This window comes from Allobosea sp. BE125, from assembly GCF_031456075.1.
Taxonomy (GTDB): domain Bacteria; phylum Pseudomonadota; class Alphaproteobacteria; order Rhizobiales; family Beijerinckiaceae; genus Allobosea.
Genome location: NZ_JAVDTY010000006.1, coordinates 77494 through 95573, shown reverse-complemented (window position 1 = coordinate 95573; position 18080 = coordinate 77494). Strand labels below are relative to the sequence as shown.

At 65.7% G+C, this 18080-nt stretch carries 18 protein-coding genes; 10 read left to right on the top strand and 8 right to left on the bottom strand.

Annotated features, from left to right (window positions below; translation table 11 throughout):
- The first annotated feature begins 20 nt into the window (after positions 1–20).
- The 5 genes from J2Y55_RS15190 to J2Y55_RS15170 all read left to right on the top strand — a co-directional run bounded on the left by J2Y55_RS15190 (position 21) and on the right by J2Y55_RS15170 (position 5673).
- Complete coding sequence (locus J2Y55_RS15190; protein WP_310154621.1) at positions 21–716, top strand: hypothetical protein; 696 nt, start codon at positions 21–23, stop codon at positions 714–716.
- Between the two features lie 62 nt (positions 717–778).
- Positions 779–1249: a hypothetical protein gene (locus tag J2Y55_RS15185; protein WP_310154618.1), complete on the top strand. Its 471-nt coding sequence runs from the start codon at positions 779–781 to the stop codon at positions 1247–1249.
- A gap of 270 nt (positions 1250–1519) precedes the next feature.
- Positions 1520–2836, top strand: coding sequence for an MFS transporter (locus J2Y55_RS15180; protein WP_310154615.1), 1317 nt, complete (start codon positions 1520–1522; stop codon positions 2834–2836).
- Positions 2837–2841: 5 nt separating this feature from the next.
- The gene (locus J2Y55_RS15175) at positions 2842–4074 is read left to right on the top strand and encodes an anion transporter (protein ID WP_310154611.1); all 1233 of its coding nucleotides are present in this window, start codon (positions 2842–2844) and stop codon (positions 4072–4074) included.
- 381 nt (positions 4075–4455) lie between these two features.
- Positions 4456–5673, top strand: a complete 1218-nt coding sequence (locus tag J2Y55_RS15170) for a GGDEF domain-containing protein (RefSeq protein WP_310154608.1) — start codon at positions 4456–4458, stop codon at positions 5671–5673.
- A gap of 139 nt (positions 5674–5812) precedes the next feature.
- Here the strand turns inward: J2Y55_RS15170 and argC are convergent, their stop codons facing one another.
- From argC to J2Y55_RS15135, 7 genes are all read right to left on the bottom strand, one after another.
- On the bottom strand, positions 5813–6790 hold the full coding sequence (gene argC, locus J2Y55_RS15165) for an N-acetyl-gamma-glutamyl-phosphate reductase (RefSeq protein WP_310154606.1): 978 nt from the start codon (positions 6788–6790) through the stop codon (positions 5813–5815).
- Between the two features lie 373 nt (positions 6791–7163).
- A complete protein-coding gene (locus tag J2Y55_RS15160; protein WP_310154604.1) occupies positions 7164–7880 on the bottom strand; it encodes a carboxymuconolactone decarboxylase family protein in 717 nt (238 codons plus the stop codon).
- A gap of 40 nt (positions 7881–7920) precedes the next feature.
- On the bottom strand, positions 7921–8748 hold the full coding sequence (locus tag J2Y55_RS15155; protein WP_310154601.1) for an ABC transporter permease: 828 nt from the start codon (positions 8746–8748) through the stop codon (positions 7921–7923).
- A 14-nt stretch (positions 8749–8762) separates the two neighbouring features.
- The gene (locus J2Y55_RS15150) at positions 8763–9548 is read right to left on the bottom strand and encodes an ABC transporter ATP-binding protein (RefSeq protein WP_092176892.1); all 786 of its coding nucleotides are present in this window, start codon (positions 9546–9548) and stop codon (positions 8763–8765) included.
- Complete coding sequence (locus J2Y55_RS15145; protein ID WP_310154593.1) at positions 9548–10618, bottom strand: ABC transporter substrate-binding protein; 1071 nt, start codon at positions 10616–10618, stop codon at positions 9548–9550. Before J2Y55_RS15145 ends, J2Y55_RS15150 begins: the two co-directional genes overlap by 1 nt.
- Before the next feature lie 30 nt (positions 10619–10648).
- Positions 10649–11131 carry a heme-binding protein gene (locus tag J2Y55_RS15140; RefSeq protein ID WP_310154589.1) on the bottom strand — a complete coding sequence of 161 codons (483 nt, stop codon included), beginning with the start codon at positions 11129–11131 and terminating at the stop codon, positions 10649–10651.
- A 55-nt stretch (positions 11132–11186) separates the two neighbouring features.
- Positions 11187–11942, bottom strand: coding sequence for an SDR family NAD(P)-dependent oxidoreductase (locus tag J2Y55_RS15135; RefSeq protein ID WP_310154586.1), 756 nt, complete (start codon positions 11940–11942; stop codon positions 11187–11189).
- Between the two features lie 121 nt (positions 11943–12063).
- Between J2Y55_RS15135 and J2Y55_RS15130 the strand changes: the two genes are divergently transcribed.
- Positions 12064–13677, top strand: coding sequence for a GMC family oxidoreductase (locus tag J2Y55_RS15130; protein WP_310154584.1), 1614 nt, complete (start codon positions 12064–12066; stop codon positions 13675–13677).
- Positions 13678–13709: 32 nt separating this feature from the next.
- Here the strand turns inward: J2Y55_RS15130 and J2Y55_RS15125 are convergent, their stop codons facing one another.
- Positions 13710–14417, bottom strand: coding sequence for a carboxymuconolactone decarboxylase family protein (locus J2Y55_RS15125; protein ID WP_310154581.1), 708 nt, complete (start codon positions 14415–14417; stop codon positions 13710–13712).
- A gap of 44 nt (positions 14418–14461) precedes the next feature.
- Here J2Y55_RS15125 and J2Y55_RS15120 point away from each other — a divergent pair, with 44 nt between their 5' ends.
- The 4 genes from J2Y55_RS15120 to J2Y55_RS15105 all read left to right on the top strand — a co-directional run bounded on the left by J2Y55_RS15120 (position 14462) and on the right by J2Y55_RS15105 (position 18079).
- Positions 14462–15214 carry an SDR family NAD(P)-dependent oxidoreductase gene (locus J2Y55_RS15120; RefSeq protein WP_310154576.1) on the top strand — a complete coding sequence of 251 codons (753 nt, stop codon included), beginning with the start codon at positions 14462–14464 and terminating at the stop codon, positions 15212–15214.
- 114 nt (positions 15215–15328) lie between these two features.
- Positions 15329–16123, top strand: a complete 795-nt coding sequence (locus J2Y55_RS15115; RefSeq protein WP_310154574.1) for a GntR family transcriptional regulator — start codon at positions 15329–15331, stop codon at positions 16121–16123.
- A 289-nt stretch (positions 16124–16412) separates the two neighbouring features.
- A complete protein-coding gene (locus tag J2Y55_RS15110) occupies positions 16413–16778 on the top strand; it encodes a response regulator (protein ID WP_310154571.1) in 366 nt (121 codons plus the stop codon).
- A 188-nt stretch (positions 16779–16966) separates the two neighbouring features.
- Positions 16967–18079 (top strand): PAS domain-containing protein, encoded by a 1113-nt coding sequence (locus J2Y55_RS15105; protein WP_310154568.1) that lies wholly within the window; start codon positions 16967–16969, stop codon positions 18077–18079.
- Position 18080 lies beyond the last annotated feature (1 nt).

Below are 18080 nucleotides of genomic sequence, written 5' to 3'. Positions count from 1 at the left end.
GCACGACAGCAGGTGAAATCATGACGAACAGAGTTCGCTCGACAGCCGCCGCACTCTTGTTGCTGGGCGGCACGGCGCTCGGGGCCGCCACCGTCCTTGCCCAGGCCCGTGGCGGCCTGGCCTATGACGCCTCCCAGCTTCCGCAGACCAAGGGCATCGTGAAGCAGTTCACGCTGAGCCCGCGCGGCGAGATCGACGGCCTGCTGCTCGCCGACGGAACCGAGGTCAAGCTGCCGCCGCATCTCTCCACCCAGACGGCGTTCGCACTGCGGCCGGGCGATGCGGTCACCGTCCGCGGCCTCAAGGCGCGGGCCCTGCCGCTGGTCGACGCCGTCTCGGTCACCAACGACGCGACCGGCGCCGTGGTGCTCGACCAGGGCGGCCCGGAGGACCGTTCGGCCGCCTCCGAGGTCATCACGAGCAAGATCGTCGCCGTGCTGCACGGCAAGCGCGGCGAGATCAACGGGGCGGTTCTCGACAACGGCGCCCAATTGCGGTTGCCGCCGCATGAGGCCGAGCGCTTCGCCGACGTTCTCAAGCCCGACCAGACGATCTCGGTTCGCGGCGAAAGCACGAAGAACGCGCTCGGCACCGTGATCGAGACGACCGCGCTCGGCGCCACGCCGGACCGCCTGGCGCAGCTGGACGCGCGCCGCCCGAAGCCGCCGCGTCCGGACGATCGCGCGCCGCCGCCGCCTCCCGGACCGCGCGGCTGAGCTTCCAGAACGCGCCGGCCGCCGTCTCCCGACGCGGCCGGCACCCCAGACAGGATTTTCCAATGCCCCATCCGGATATTCATCTCCGTGGCACGGTGCGTGATCTCTTCGCCCACCGCTTCACCCTCGAAACCGACCAGGGCCTGCTATTGGCCGACCTCACTCCCGAAGGTCAGGGTCTGATCAGCCTCTCCTGCGGCGACAGCATCGCGATCGCAGGCGAACGCAAGCCGTCGGAGATCAAGGTTTGCCAGCTGACGCGCGGCGAAACCACGATCGAGATCGCGCCCAAGCCCAAGCCAGAGCCAGAGCCCAAGACCAAGCCCGGCAAGCATGACGGCCCCGAGGCGCAGGCCGATTCTGCCAGGGCGGTCGATGCGGTGCGGCAGGCCGGGTTCGAGCCGGATGGCGCGCCGCGCCGCAAACCGAAGCACTTCGAAATCGATGCGGCCAAGAACGGCAGGCGCTTCGAAATGCACGTCACCTTCGCCGGCGAGGTGCGGCATGCGAAACCGCGCCTCGGCGCCGATTGACGCAAGGGCAGAATGTCGCGGAGCCGGCGGGAACCGCCGCACGCTCTGCGGGTTTGAAGCGCTGGTCACGTCGGGGCTCCCTTGCGGAATTCCCTACGCGATCCCCGGCCCGGCGCGGCCGATCCCCTTCCCGGCTCGATCGTCAGCGCGCTGCGGCGCGCCCGCCGAACCAGGCCTTCGCACCACCAGATCCACGCAATGCCCCTGTCCGGCGCACGCCGGACGGCCTCTCCCCGCCTGTCGATCACTTCCTTGCCGCGAGACCCTCCCATGCCCACGCAAAGCCAGTCAGGCGCCACAGCTCAATCGGGCGAGCGCTCGCCGTCCCGGCGGGCGCTTCTGGGCCTGGACGCCCTGAACTTCTTCCTCGCCGATGTGCGCGACGGGCTTGGACCCTATCTCGCCATCTATCTGATCGCGGTGCGCGGTCCGGAGCAGGGCTGGAACGAGGCGACGGTAGGCCTCGTCATGAGCATCGCCGGCATTGTCGGCCTGATCGCACAGACCCCGGCCGGCGCGTTGATCGACAAGGGCCGTCACAAGCCGGCGATCGTCATCGCCTCCGCGCTCGCGGTGACGCTTTCGTGCCTGGCGCTTCCCTTCATCGGCAATTTCTATCTGGTCGTCGGCACGCAATCGGTCGCCGCGATCGCGGGCGCAATCTTCCCGCCGGCACTGGCCGCGATCACGCTCGGCCTCGTGGGGCCGAAGCTGTTCTCCAGGCGCATCGGCCGCAACGAGGCGTTCAACCATCTCGGCAACGCGGCCTCGGCTGCGATCGCGGGCGCGACCGCCTATTTCTTCGGGCCGATCGTAGTGTTCTGGCTCATGGCCGTGCTCGCGGTCTTCAGCGTCGGCGCCATGCTGCTGGTCCCGGAAAAGGAGATCGACGACGACCTCGCGCGCGGTCTCGACGAGGCTGTCGACGAGGAGAAGCCGTCCGGGCTCAAGGCGCTGCTGCACAACCGCCATCTGATGCTGTTTGCGCTGCTTTGCGCCATCTTCCACCTCTCCAACGCCGCGATGCTCACCTCCGTCGGCCAGCTGCTCACCCGCATCGCCGGCAAGGAACAGGCGACCTCGCTGATCGCGGCCTGCATCGTGGCGGCGCAATGCGTCATGGTGCCGATGGCGATCATGGTCGGCGCCAAGGTCGATGCCTGGGGCCGCAAGCCGATCTTCCTCGTCGCCTTCGGCGTGCTGGCGCTGCGCGGCGCGCTCTATGTCGTCTCGGACAACCCGTTCTGGCTGGTGGCCGTGCAGGCGCTCGACGGCGTCGGCGCCGGAATCTTCGGCGCGCTGTTTCCCATCGTGGTGGCGGACCTGACGCGAGGCACCGGCCGCTTCAACGTCTCGCAAGGCGCCGTCGCGACGGTCCAGGGCGTGGGGGCCTCGATCTCCGCTTCGCTGGCGGGTGTGATCATCGTCACCGCCGGCTATTCCGCAGCCTTCGTCACGCTCGCGGCAATCGCGGCCTGCGGGCTTGTCCTCTATCTCGTGGCCATGCCGGAGACCCGCGGATATGAGCCGCCGACCGACCACGGCGCCGCCGCGCCGCGCGCGCCCGCGAACGAGAAAATGGCCTGATCTGCATGACCGTCTGGGGCCTCGACGCGACGCAGATCCTCGCGATCGCGATCTTCCTTGCGACCTATGTCGCCATTGCGATCGGCCGGATGCCTGGCCTGCGCGTCGACCGGGCCGGTGCAGCCCTGATCGGCGCCGCGCTCATGGTCGGCTGCGGCGTGCTCTCGCTGGAGGACGCCTATCGCGCGATCGATCTCGACACCATCACGCTGCTGCTCGGCATGATGATCGTGGTCGCCAATCTGCGGCTCTCTGGCTTCTTCCGCATGGTGACCGGCTGGGCGGCGGGCCGGGCGCGGCACCCGGTGCTGCTGCTGTCGGTCGTGGTGATGACGACCGGCGTGCTCTCCGCCTTCCTCGTCAACGACGCGATCTGCCTCGTGATGGCGCCGATCGTCATCACGCTGACCCGCGCGCTCGAGCGCAACCCGGTGCCCTATCTCATCGCCGTTGCGCTCGCCTCGAATGTCGGCTCGACGGCGACGATCACCGGCAACCCGCAGAACATGATCATCGGCAATCTCTCAGGGATTTCCTACGGCGCCTTCACCGGCGCGCTGCTGCCGATCGCGGCGCTGGGCCTGCTGGTGACGATCCTGTTCGTGCTCCTGCTCAATCCCCGCGAGTACATGACGCGGCAGGCGCTGCGGAGCGTCACCGTTCCCGCCCACTATCACGGCTGGCTTGCGACCAAGGCAGCGCTGGTTTCGGTGGCGATGATCGCCCTGTTCTTCCTCGGCCACCCCGTCGCCAAGGTGGCGATCTGCGCAGCGGCACTGCTGCTGCTCACCCGCCGGATCGAGCCCCGCAAGGTCTATGCTGAGATCGACGGGCCGCTGCTGCTGATGTTCGCGGGGCTGTTCATCGTGGTAAGGGGGCTCGAACACGCGGTGCTGACGCCCGACCTGCTGGCGCAGGCCGCCCGTCTCGACCTCGGGAACGTGGCCGTGCTGACGGGGGTTACGGCGGTGCTGTCGAACCTCGTCAGCAATGTCCCGGCCGTGCTGGTGCTGAAGCCCTTCGTCGAGCATCTGCAAGACCCCCGGCGCGCCTGGCTCGTCGTGGCAATGGCCTCGACGCTCGCGGGCAACTTCACGCTGCTGGGTTCGGTCGCCAACCTGATCGTGGCCGAGCGCGCCGCCAAGGACGGGATCGCGATCGATTTCTGGACCTATTTCAAGGTCGGCGCGCCGCTGACGCTGGCGACGCTGGCGATCGGCATCGTCATGATGCCCTGAATTCGAACGCTTGAACATCAAGGACAAACGCGCCGTCATCCCGGACAAGCCGCGTCAGCGGCGCCGATCCGGGATCCATGCCGGAGCCTCGCCAGGCAACGCTCAGGCATGGATCCCGGGTCTCCTTGCAGTCGCCCGGGATGACGGCGCGTTTCCCGAAATTCCAACCCACTGAAATCCTTGCTCACATGATCGGCCAGCCTATGAGGAGCCATTCCGCAGGGAATGGCGTCTCGAAGGATGAGGGCTGGAGGTTCCAAACCAGCGCTGAGCGCCCCGGATCGGGTCAGCCGCCCGCCACGGATTGCGAACAGAGATTCATTCAAAAATAGGTCTTTAGGCGTAGGCGGCTCACGCTCTCGCTTCGCTTTCGGTCAGACGATGGATCTTGCTACAGTTCTTCTGCTTCACAAATCCTCGTTCATCGTCGGCGCGATCTGCTTTTTTTACGTCAGGTGGCGTTCCAAGGAGCCGGGTCTCGATTTTCTGGCGATCGGCTATGGCCTTCTCGGCTTTGCCTCGACGCTCGCCGGCGCCGGCGAGCAGGGCACGCTGCCCTATGAGGTCTGGACTTTCGCAAGCTTTTCCATCGGCGTCACCGGCTATTCCTTGATGGCGATGGGGCTGCTCCGGCTGAGCGGGCGGCAGAGAAAGGCTTCGGGCTGGCTCCTCCTGGCCATCGCGCTCAGCCTATCGGCGATCGTCGGAGGCATGCATTGGCATGCCAATAATCAAGCGCGTGCCGCGATATTCAACGCCGACACCGCCGCGTTCCTCGGTTTCTCCTGCTTTGTCGTCCTGAGAGATTTCTTCGCTGAACGCCTGCCCGCAAGATGGGGACTTCTTGCATCGCTCGCGGCCGCAATGGGCTTCTCTGCATTGGTCGTGATCAAGATGATCGCTCCGCAATATGGGCCGCTCGAAGCCCGTTATGCGTTTTTCATGCTGATCATGTGCCACTTCTCGATTGCATTATTTGTGATCGTCCTCGTCCAGGAGCGCGCAGAAGCTCAGCTCAAGCGCCTGGCAAATACCGATGCGCTCACCGGGATACCGAACCGGCAGCATTTCCTGGCATCGATTCCAAACCAGCTCAGGACCGGGGACGCCTTTGTCATGATCGACATCGATCATTTCAAGGGCGTCAATGACCGTTACGGTCATGAGGCGGGCGATCTGGTTCTCACGGGCGTCGCACAGGCGATCGCCGCCGCGGCCGGGCCCGGATGCACCCTCGGCCGCCTGGGTGGCGAAGAGTTTGCGCTGTTTCTGCGCGACCAGACCGAGGCAACCGGCTTCGCCATGGCCGACCGGATCCGGCGGGCGGTCAATATCCTGGGATTCACGTCGGGCAAGGAGACGATCACACCGAGCGTGAGCGCGGGCGTTGCCCTGTGGCGGGCCGATTGCAGTGCACAGAAGCTGCGCGACCGGGCCGACCAGGCGCTCTACCTGGCAAAGCGAGGCGGCCGCGACCGCGTCGAGCTCTATGCCAATCTTCCAAGCATTGAGAAGCGCCCTATCAGCGTGACCCCGGCAGCGGATATCCACCATTCCGGCAGTGGCCAGCCCCCTCGCGCGCGGCAGCGCGCAGCCTGATGACTTGGACCGGCGCAGCCTGATGACTTGGACCGGCGCCGCGGAAGGCGCCGGTATCGGCGCAGGGATTGGCGCCGCCGCAGGGCTGCTCGCGGACCTGGTCTGCTCGGAGCCTGGCTGGACATTCCACGAGCCCTGATCATGGCCAGACAGGTGCGCCGTCCAGCCCCGCGGTTTCCGGCAGGCCGCAGATCAGGTTCGCATTCTGCACCGCCTGGCCGGCCGCCCCCTTGCCGAGATTGTCGACGACCCCCATCGCGATCACCAGGTTGCGCTCCGGATCGGCCGCATAGCTGACGAATGCGAGGTTCGAGCCGGTGGCCCATTTGGTCTGTGGCGGCTTGTCGGTCACGCGGATGAACGCCCGCCCGGCATAGAAGCGCCGGGCCGCTTCCAGGCACTGCTGCGTGGTGGCGCTGCCGCGGCAGTAGATGGTCGCGAGTACGCCGCGGGTCATCGGCACCAGATGTGGCGTGAACACCAGCCCGGCGGCGCTGCCACCGCTCAGCCGCTCGATCGTCCTGGCCATCTCGGGCATGTGGACATGCTTGAGCAGACCGTAAGGCACCAGGTTCTCGTTGCTCTCGGCATAGCCGAACTTGCTGTCGCCGCCGCCCCGGCCGGCACCGGAGATACCGGTCTTCGCGTCGATGACGATGTTGCCGGGCTCGATCAGCCTGTTGGCCAGCAGCGGCGCCAACGCGTTCAGCGTCGCGGCGGGGAAGCAGCCGGGGTTGGCAATGCGGGTCTGCCCCTCGATCTCGGCTGGCCAGACATCTGCCAGGCCGTAGGTCCACCCCGCGACGTAGCGGTGGTCGCCGCCGATATCGACGATCTTCACGTCCCTGGCGACGCGCGCCAGCGCCTCGGCCGAGGCGCCCGTGGGCAGCGACGCGAACAGCAGGTCGAGCTTCGGCAGGGTCGCAGGGTCCCATTTCTCGATCACCAGCTCGGCCAGCTTGGCCGGCACACCGGGGAAGCGGTCCACCAGACGGCTGCCGGCGCTGCCCTCGCCTGCGGCGTAGACCAGCTCGAAAGAGGGGTGGCTTGCGACCAGGCGCAGCGCCTCGCCGCCGCCGAAACCGCTGATCCCGACAATGCCGACGCGAATGCTCATGGTGGTGTCCTTCCGGGGTTCGGGCAAAAGAAAACCCCCGAAGCCAGGGGCTGCGGGGGTTCAGGAACGCGGGCCGGGGCCGCTCCGGCAGGTGGCCTAGAATGAGGCCGTCACCACGCGGAAGGACGCTGATCGACGCGCAGCCGGAAGAGCCGCCGCTTGGATGCAGTGGCGTCGGCGTCGGTCACAGAGTTTCCGGTTCCTGAGCATGTCTCGCGACACTGTCGCGACCCCTATTCATCGTCAAGCGGAATGTCCGCCGACGATCCAGGCCGGCCGCCCGGGCGAAGCCGATCCGTTCCCCCGCTGTTGCAATGAATAGGTCCCTGGGGAAGCAGTCCGGTGGCGCCCCCTCGACACAGCCTGAATCGGCTTATTCGCTCTTGGGCACTGTGTGGCCATGTTGCCGGGGCGTGGACGCCCAGACGCGGTAGCGCTCGGACGGCTCGACCTGTCCGCTGGCCATCAGTTCGGTCCAAACGCCGCAGGCGTCGAGGAAATGGTTCACGCCGACGGGCCACATGATCAGGCTCAGCGCCTCGACCAGCTGATCCTCCGAGGCGCGCTGGTCATAGAGCGCCTTGATATGGGCCTTGAGCCCCCAATGCCTGCCAAGCGTCGCCTGCAAGGCTGCGATGGCGAGGTGCGAAAGCGCGCGAGGCAGCACCGCCTCATCGAGCAGCGCCTCGAAAGCGGCGAGATAGGCGCCTTCGCCCGCCAGGCCCGGAAACGAGGCGCTCCAGTGGCGATCCATGAAGGCGAAGGCTTCCGCGCCCAGCGCAAAGGCGCAGAGCCGGGTCAACAGTTCAGCCTGGGCTTGCGTCCCGGCCGCCTTGAAGAACAATTCGACGTGATGCGTGCCGATCGCTTCCTTGGCCGCGATCAGGATAGCGAGCCAGACGACTTCGCGCTCGAAGGGCGTCAGGTGCCGGTCGGTCTGGGTCAGGGCCGCATACATGCGGAAATAGGCATCCTGCAGATCGGGCGCCGCAACCGCCATGGCGCCGTGATGCGGCAGCAGGAAGCCGCGCGTCTTGCGCAACGCCTCGATCCGCTCCCGCAAGGCGGCGGGAACGCTGTCGTCGTCCATGCTCATCGCGTTTCGATACCTCTTGCCAAAGCCGCGCGCGTCAGGCCCGCCAGCGCAGCAGCCAGCCTTCGGTCGCCTTCAGGATGCTGTTTATGATGGCGCCGACCACGGCCAGGATGATGATCCCCGCAAAGACCGAATTGGTGTCGAACAGCCCCGTCGCCTGGGCGATGATGAAGCCGATGCCGCGGTTGGACGACATGAACTCGCCGATCACCGTGCCGACCAGCGCATAAGGCACCGAGACCTTCAGCCCGGTGATGACCCAGGCGGTGGCCGAGGGGATGATCACCGTGCGCATCACGCCCCATTGCGATGCACCCATGATCTGGGTGGCGTGGATGTAGATCGGGTTGACCTCACGCACGCCCGAAAAGGTGTTCAGGAACACGACGAAGAACACGATCGAAGCCGAAACCGCGATCTTCGACTCGATGCCGATGCCGAACCAGATGATGAAGAGCGGCGCGAGTGCCAGCTTTGGAATGCTGTAGAGCGCGGTGATGTAAGGGTCCAAAACCTCGGCCAGGAAGGCGAATTTGCCGAAAAGCAGGCCCAGCGCAAAGCCGATCGTCGAGCCGATGATGAACCCGATCGCGGTCGCGTAGAGCGTGATCGAGAGATGGCGGTAAAGCTCGCCATTCATCAGCCAGGTATAGAGCTTGCCGAAGACGGCGCTTGGCGAGGACACGAAGAACGGATCGATCAGCCGACCCGACGCCCATTGCCAGAATGCCAGAAAGACGATGCCGAAGACCGCCTGGCAGACATAGACCATAACCTTGCGACGGACGAGGCCCGCCTCGAAGTCGCGAACCGCCCGGGATGGCGCGCCCGTGCCGACGGCGGCGCTTTCATCGACTTGCATGATGCTTCCACCGCTCACAGGTCTTCCCCCTTGGCGATCTCGGGGGAGAGTTCACGCCACAGATTATCGTAGGCGGTCTCGAATTCGCGCAGGAAGCGGACTTTGAAGACGTCACGCGGATAGGGGATCTTGATCTCCTCGACATATTTGATCTTGCCCGGCCGGCCCGAGAACACGATGACGCGCGAAGCCAGCGCGATCGCTTCGGCCAGATCATGCGTCACGAAGACGATCGTCTTCTTCTGCTCCTGCCAGATCCGCAGCAATTGCTGCTGCATCACCAGCTTGAGCTGGGCGTCGAGCGCGCCGAACGGCTCGTCCATCAACAGCGTGTCGGGGCCATAGGCCAGCATCTGGGCCAGCGCGACGCGCTTGCGCATGCCGCCCGAGAGCTCCTTCGGGAAGGCCTTGTCGAAGCCCTTGAGATCGACGAGCGCGAGCATCTCGGCCACGCGCTTCTGGCGCTGCGCCGCCGGCATGCCGCGATATTCCAAGGGCAGGCCGACATTCTGCTCCACGGTCCGCCAGGGCAGCACGCTGTCGGCCTGCGTCAGGTAGCCGACATGCCGGTTGATGGCGGTGACCTTGCGGCCCTCATGCATGATCGAGCCGGAGGTCATCGGGATAATGCCCGCGATCATGTTGAGCAGGGTCGATTTCCCGCAGCCGGAAGGACCGACGAAGGCGACGAATTCGCCCTCCTCGATCTCCAGCGAGACATGGTCGAGCGCGACGACCTCGCGGCCGCGCCCGATGTAACGCTTGTCGACGCCGTCGATGCTGATCGCAGCGCCGGCCATCACAGGCCCTTCATGGCCGCGGCCGCGATCGAGGGATCGCTGACGTTGGCGAAGGTCAGCGTGTCCTGCAGCGGGGCCGCGCCCATCTGCTTGTTCACGGTGTTGATGAAGGCGATGTTGCCGTCGAGCAGCGCCTGCTTCGGCGTTGGATCGTCGAAATAGATCGCGCCGTTGTTGGCGAAGGCGAGCTCGAAGGTCTCGGGCTCCAACCCTTCGAACCAGTCCTTGGCCCAGGCCTTGAACTTTTGCGGCTCGGATTTGATCGAGCGCAGCGCCAGGGCGATGCCGCGTGCATAGCGCTCCAGCGCGTCGCGCTTGCTGGCGATCGTCGCCTCGCCGGAGGAGGCGACGATGTACTGCACCTCCTTGAGCTGCGCCGGCGGGTTCAACGCCATCTGAAAGAGGTAGCCGCAATTCTGCCGCTGCACCGCCATGTCGGCTGTCGGCGACGACAGGCAGAAGCCTTCGATGACACCCTGCTGCAGCGCGGCCAGGATCGCGGGCCCACCGCCCTGGATCGGCACGAGCTGGAAGTCGCGATTGGCGTCCATGCCCGCCAGCGAGGCGAGATAGCGGAACAGCGCGTCAGGCGCTGCGCCCGGGCCCGTGGTGCCGAGCTTGAGGCCCTTCAGCGCCTCGATCTTCTTGGCCTCGGGCGACTTCTCGTCGACGCCCCGCTTGGACAGGATATCGCTCTTCAGCATGACATGGCTGGCATAGCGGCTGACCGTCGCGATGAAGGTGCGGATCTGCAGGTTCTGCGCCCGCGCCCGCAGCACCTCGCCGGGATCGCCCAGCACGATGTCGACGCCGCCGCCCTGCAGGGCCGCGACATTGGTCCCGCGATTGGAGGCGTTGGAGTTCACCTTGACCCGCGCTTCGGTGAAGAACCCGGCCGAGCTCGCATAGTCCTCGGCAGCCCAGAGCCAGGATTTGGAGGTCGAGCGCAATGTCGTCAGCTCCGGCATCGAAGCCTGGGCATGGACGATTTTGGGAAGGAAGGCGCCGGCGGCGGCGCCCGTGGCTGTCACGAGCAGCGAACGGCGGGAGAAAGCGGTCTTGTCGGTCATGATCCTGTTCCCCTGTTTTTAGGTCTGTGATTATTCGGCTTCGACGATGGAGCGGACGCGCGCCATGATCAGGCCGTGGTCGTCCTCATGCGGGAGCCCCGAGACCGCCAGCGCGCCGACGACCTGGCCCTGCGCGAACAGCGGCACGCCGCCGCCGACATCGACGACCGCGCGCGGATCGGCCCAGGCGACATCGGCGAGTGTCCGCCCCGTGCCGCGCAGGTGATGATGCCACCACAGCGAGCTATGGCCGCAATTGAAGACCGTATTGATCTTGAGGTCGAGGAAGCGCTCATTGTCGATGCTGGTGCCGGCGTCGGCCAGGAGCAGAACCGTCCGCCGCCCCAGCACGATTTTCACCGCAAGCGGCGCGGGGCTGTTGGCCAGGAGGTCGCGGCCGAGCGCGTGCAAGGTCGTGGTATCGAGCGGCAGCCGGGCTAGGACCTGCTCATTGGCCTCGATGGCCTTCTTGGCGGCTGCGTGATCCATCGTCGCTCCGCCCGTTTCACTCATGCCGCAAGCTCATGCCGCAAGCACTCATGCCGCAAGCACTCATGCCGCAAGTCACTCATGCCGCAAGAACGATGCCGCCGGTGACGTTCAGGATCGTCCCGGTCATGTAGGATGAATCCGGACCGCACAGGAACCGCACCGGCCCCGCCACATCCTCCGCCGTACCCACCCGGCGCAGCGGGATTGTAATCGGATCCGGCTTCGCGAACGCCGCCGTCATCTCCGTGGCGATCACGCCCGGCGCCACGGCATTGCACAGGATGCCGTGCTGGCCGCCATTGCGGGCGATATGCCGCGCCATCGCGGCGACCGCGCCTTTCGAGGCGGAATACTCCGTCCCGACGATCACACCGCCCTGATAATAAGCCATGGAGCTCACCAGCACGATCCGGCCATAGCGACGTTCGACCATGTGCCCCCAGACGGCGGCAACGCAGTGCTGGGTGCCGTGGAGATTGACGTCGATCACGCGGTCCCACTGCGCCCAGTCACCCGCCACGGTTCCAGGCGGGCAGATGCCGGCATTGCAGATCAGGATATCGAGCCGGCCCGAACTGGCGATGATCTCATCGGCGAGCGTTTTGCAGGCGGCGCGGTCGGTCACGTCGAGGGCGTGGGCGTGGCCATGAGCGGCTCCCCCCGCTGCCACAATGCCGTCGACGGTTTCATCGCAAGCCAGGATGTCGGCGACATGGATCGTCGCGCCATCGGCAGCCAGCGCCCGGCAGATCGCGGCGCCGATCCCGCGCGCACCACCTGTCACCAGGGCAACCTGCCCCGAAAGCGGCCGAGCGGCCGGGCTTGCCTGCATCGCGACTCTCCCCCGCGCCGGCAAGTGGAGCTTCTTTGTCCCCAAATTACCGCTAGGCTTTCATCTTATGATCTGGTTGTTATAAACAAAGTACAAGTTAGCTGTCAAACGAGGTAAGCGCTTGGAATTCGACTTTATCATCGTCGGAGCAGGCTCTGCAGGCTGCGTTTTGGCCAATCGCCTCTCGGTCGACCCGGCCCTCAAGGTCCTGCTTCTGGAGGCTGGCGGCCCGGACTGGAATCCGCTCTTCCGGGTGCCTCTGATGACAGGCGTGCTGCTGCGCAGCCGCTACGCCAACTGGTTCTATCGCACCGAACCCGAGCCGCATCTGCAGGGCCGGCGTCTGTTCTGGCCACGCGGGCGTGTGCTCGGCGGCTCCTCCGCGATCAACGGCATGGTCTACACCCGCGGCACGCCGATGGATTATGACGGCTGGAGCCAGATGGGCCTGCCCGACTGGTCCTTCGACAAAGTGCTGCCCGCCTTCAAGCGCAGCGAAAGCTACCAGCCGGGCGGCAACGGCTTGCGCGGCGGCAACGGCCCGCTGCCGGTCTCACGTCCCAATACGCCAAACCCGCTGTTCGATGCCTTCGTGGAAGCGGGCCAGCAGGCCGGCTATCCTTATAATCCCGATTTCAACGGCGCGACCCAGGAAGGTTTTGGCCGCTACGACTTCACCACCAAGAATGGAGAGCGCTGGAGCGCGGCACGCTCCTTCCTCGACCCTGTTCGCAATCGCCCTAATCTGACGATCAAGACCAAGGCACGCCTGCTGCGCGTCACCTTCGAGGGCGAGCGCGCCACGGGCGTGGAGATCGCGAGCGCCACCGGGCGCGAGACGATCAAGGCTTCACGCGAGATCATCCTGTCCTGCGGGACCGTCAATTCACCCGCGGCGTTGCTGCATTCCGGCATCGGCGACGCCGATCTGCTGCGCCGTTACGGCATTCCGATCATTGCCGACCTCAAAGGCGTCGGCAAGAACCTGCAGGATCATCTGCTCGCCCGCGTCGAGCATGCCTGTCTCGAACCGATCACGCTCCACGGCACACTGCGCGGCGACCGGGCCGCGCTCGCCCTGCTGCAGGCGATCGTCCTCAAGCGCGGCCCTGCCGCCTCCTTCCCGCTCGAAGCCGGCGCCTTCTTCAAATCGGACCCGGCCCTCGACGAGCCCGACCTGCAGTCGCATTTCCTGCCGGGCCTCTCGACGGCGGCGCTGCGCCTGCCTTTCCTGGCGCGCGCCGGGAACCGCCATGACGGGCATGGCTTCTTCGCCAATGTCTATCAGCTGCGTCCCCACAGCACCGGCGAGATCTCGATCGGCAGCGCCGATCCGCTGGCGGCGCCGCTGATCCGGCCGAACTACCTGTCCGACCCGACTGATCTCAGGGTTCTGCGCGAGGGCGTGAAAGCGCTGCGCCGCGTCTTCGCGCAGCCCGCCTTCGATCGCTATCGCGGTCCCGAGCTCTCGCCCGGTCCCGAGGTCGTCACGGACGCCGAGCTCGAGGCCTGGCTGCGCGCCACGGCCGACACGGTGTTCCATCCGGTCGGCAGTTGCCGGATGGGGACCGACGACATGGCGGTCGTCGACCAGCATCTGCGCGTTCGCGGTCTCGCGGGCTTGCGCGTGGTCGATGCCTCGGTGATGCCGCGGATGCCCTCGTCGAACACGCACGCGCCCACGATGATGGTCGCGGAGCGCGCGGCCGAGTTCATCCTCGGGGCTGCGGCATGATGTACCGCCGGCCCCAGCGGATGCGAGCCTCCTCAGCGTTTCGCGCGGCTGGCTTCGTCGAAGCCGCCCTGGCCCGACAGGTTTGCCCAGTCCAGGAAAGGTTGGGAGGCGGAAACTTTTCCAGCCACGATCAGTTCGCGCCAGACCCGCGCGGCCTCGACGAAATGCGGCACGCTGCCGGGGAACATGGCCAGCGAGATCGCCTCGGCAAGTTCGAGTTCCGGCACGGCGTCGTCATAGGCCGCCACGATCTGCAGCGCGAGCGCGTCCCAGCCCGCCTTGCAGACGAAGACGGAGGCGACGGCCATGTTGACGAGGCGCATCGGCACAGCGCCGGCGCTCTTGCGCAAGGCGCGCAGATAGATCGCCTGCGGGTCGCAGTCCGGCAAGTGACCGAGCCAGTTCCTGGCGACGAAGCGGTAGGATTCGAAGCCCAGCGCGAGCGCCGTGATCGTCAGGATGACCTCGAGCTCGGCATCGCTGCCGCCAGCCGCCTTGAACTTGGCGATGTGATGGGTCGCGATCGCCTCATCGGTGGCGATCAGGATCGCCAGCCAGACGAATTCGCGGTCATGATGGCTCAGCACGCGATCCGCGAGCGCGATCTGGGTATAGGCTGCGTCATAGGCATCCAGCAGCGCCGGCGAGGTGATCGCCATCAGCCCGTGATGCGGCAGCAGATAGCCGCGCTTGGCGCGGACGCCGGCAAGCAGCTCAACCAGGTTCGGGGGCGTGGTCATCGAGACAGATCTCCTGGGCTCAGGTCACGCCAAGGATTGCAGATATGACAAGTAATACAAGTTTGGCCGGCCGGCGCCTGCTGGTGACGGGAGCGGGATCGGGAATCGGGCTGGCCTTCCTCAAGCTCGCTCTCGCCGATGGCGCCGCCTGCTTCGCCCTGGTGCGCGACGAGCGTGAGCGCGAGGCTCTGCTGCGCGAGGTCGATGGGACGCCCGGCAACACCATCGCGGCCGCCGATCTGACCGATTTTGCGCGCTCGGCGGAGCGGGTGGAGGCTGCGCGCGCACAGCTTGGCGGCCTCGACGGCCTGGTCTCCAGCGCCGGCATGTTCGACCATCGGCCGGGCCTCGAAACAGGCCTCGCCGATTGGCAACGCGTGCTCAACATCAACCTGACCGCCGGCTTCTCGCTTGCTCGCGATGCTGCACTCGCAATGGCTCCGGGCGGGGCCATCACCTTCGTATCGAGCCAGATCGGCATCGTCGGGCATCCGCGTGCTGCCGCCTATGCGGCTTCCAAAGCGGGGCTCAACGGCCTGACCAAGGCACTGGCGCTTGAGCTGGCGCCGCGTGGCATCAGGGTCAATGCGGTGGCGCCGGGTCCGATCGCGACGCCGATGACCGCTGTCGCACGCGCCGATGCAGAGCGGGCCGAGCGGCTTGTCGCCAGCATTCCGCTCGGGCGCTTCGGCGAATCCGGCGAAGTCGCCGAAGCCCTGCGCTTCCTGACCTCTCAGGGGGCGTCTTTCATCACCGGGCAGGTGCTGTGCGTCGATGGCGGCGTCACGGCCGCTTGAATGACCGGGATGGCTAATGTTGCGCGCGGGAATCGCTGTATCGAGATTGAGCGGGCCGGCAGCGGCGGCGGGCAAAGCAGTGACGAGCGGAGTTGAAGGACGATGACGATCGGCATGAGCAGGCGAGGCGGCGAGGCGCGCCAGGAGATCGCGGCGCCGCTGCATCATCAGGTCTATGTCGTCCTGCGCCAGCAGATCATCGATGGCCAGTACCAGCCCGGCAAGGCGCTGCCCTCGGAACACAAGCTCGAGGAGCTGTTCAAGGTCTCGCGCATCACCGTGCGCCGCGCACTCGACCGGCTGGCCTCGGAGGGCCTCGTGGTACGCCGGCACGGCAAGGGCAATTTCGCCCAGCCGGTGATCACGCCGCCGCCGATCGACACCAATCTGCGCGGCATGCTCGAAAACCTGCTCGCCATGGGGCTGCGTACGCGCGTCGACCTGATCGAGTTCGATTATGTTCCAGCCTCGCCCGAAGTTGCGACGCGGCTGGAATTGCAGCAAGGCGCCATCGTCCAGCGTGTTGTCCGCGTCCGGCACCATGAGAACACACCGTTCTCCTTCCTGACGACCTATGTGCCGGAAACGGTCGGCCGCACCTACGGCCCCAACGATCTCCTGGAGCGGCCGTTGCTCAGTTTGTTCGAGGCAGCCGGAATCAAGGTCGCGAGGGCCGATCAGACCATCACAGCCAAGCTCGCCGACACCCGCGTCGCCCCGCTGCTGGAGGTCGAGATCGGTGCCGCGCTGCTCGGCATCCGCCGGCTCGTCCGCGACGAGAAGGGTCGGCCGATAGAACTGCTCGAAGCTCTCTATCGCCCTGACATCTACGAATACCAGATGGCGATGACCCGCAAAGGCAAGAAGCCAGAGTTCATCTGGTCCGACAGCTCGACGATGACGCGCTGACTGACGTATCGGCGCAGCTTTGATTGAAGACCCACGCGATCCGAAACGAAAAAATATCGGGATAATCTCGATTTCGCCTCGAAGACCGCGGAGGAACTGGAAGGCAGGGGATCGCAAGGGTTTCGGGTCCAGGCTGACCGAGCGGATCGTTCCCGCCTACTTCAGCGGCAAGGCGGGCGTCCATTACGATCCGTCCGGCATTCGTTACCTGCTGGAAGGTTTCCTTGAGATCGACGAGTAATCGTCGGTGAGCGATGCAACGAAGCGGTCGGACCCGAGTTCACTGCAAATGCCCAGTACCTCACGGATCACGGTCCTCGTCGTGGAAGACGAACCTCTCGTTCGCATGGATGCCGTCGACATTGTCGAGGAGGCCGGCTTCATCGCGGTCGAGGCGGCGAACGCCGACGAGGCCATCCATATCCTTGAGACGAACCCCGACATCCGGATCGTCTTCACCGATATCGATATGCCGGGCTCGATGGACGGCATCAAGCTTGCCTTCGCGGTTCGCGACCGCTGGCCGCCCGTCATCATCATGATCGCGTCCGGCCATCGCAGGCCGCTTGCGGCGGAGATGCCGGATCGTGTTCGCTTCTTCTCCAAGCCCTACGGTCACGCCGCGATCAGGACGGCTTTGCTCGAAGTCGCCTGAGGCGCCCGAAAGGTCATAAGAAAACATGGCCGCCCAGGATAAAGAAACGTCGCAAAAGCCGGCGTAATCGCGCGCATTGCGCTGATCTTCCATGCGTAAATTCCCCGTGATCAATTCGTTCTGCGTGGAATTTTTTGGAACCAACCCCGCTTTCTACCCGTTTTCGTTGTCGTTCGGCGCTCGACGCCATGACAGGGGTAGGGATGGTGCTTCAGAAAGACGATTGGCATCTGACGGAATTGCTTCATCACGAACACGGTCGGGGTGATCCGTTCGCCGCCGCCGTGCGGGCGACGCGCATGGCAATGTGCATCACCAACCCGGCGCTACCCGACAACCCGATCGTGTTCTGCAACGAGGCCTTCCAGCGTCTCACGGGCTATGACCGCGAGGAGATCATTGGCCAGAACTGCCGCTTCCTCCAGGGTCCCGATACCGACAAGGCGGGCATCGACAAGGTTCGCAAATGCATCGCGGAGGGCAGCGACGTCGCCATCGACCTGTTGAACTATCGCAAGGATGGAACGACGTTCTGGAACGCGCTCTACCTCAGCACGGTCCGTGGCGAGAACGGTGAGATCAAGTTCTATTTCGCCTCGCAGCTGGACGTGACGTCCCGGATCGAAGCCAAGGCCGCCGTCGAGGAACAGCGCGACGTCGTCGAGCGGGAGGTCGCACGTCGCACGGCCCAGCTCGAGGAGGCCCTGGCGGCGAAGACGCTGCTGCTCCATGAGGTCGACCATCGGGTCAAGAACAACCTGACCATGATCGGCGCCTTGCTGCGCCTCCAGTCCCGCCAGCTCGACAATCCCGAGATGGCGCGGAAACTGGAGATCATGATGGAGCGCATCGACGCGCTCGCGACCGTGCATCGCCGTCTCTACCAGTCGAACGATGTCACGCGTTTCGACATTGCCGGTTTCGCCGAGACGCTGGCCTCGGATGTCATCGCATCCAGCGGCCGCTCCGACATCACGTTGGAGAGCGCCATCGAGCCGATCGACATCTCCTCGGAATTCGCCTCGTCGCTGGGTCTCATACTGAACGAGATCCTGACGAATGCGATCAAACATGGCCTGGACGGCAGGCGTGGCTCGATCCGGCTGTCGGCGGTCAAGAGCAACGGCACCTCCGTCATCACGGTCGAAGACGACGGCCACGGCATCGTGCTCGGCAAGTCCGATGGCGGGCTGGGAAAGACCCTGATCACCCGCCTCTCCAAGCAAGCGGATGCGAAGGTTGCGTGGGTTCGCCTGGACCAAGGCACCCGGGTCACTCTGACGATGGCGAGTTCAGCGTAGC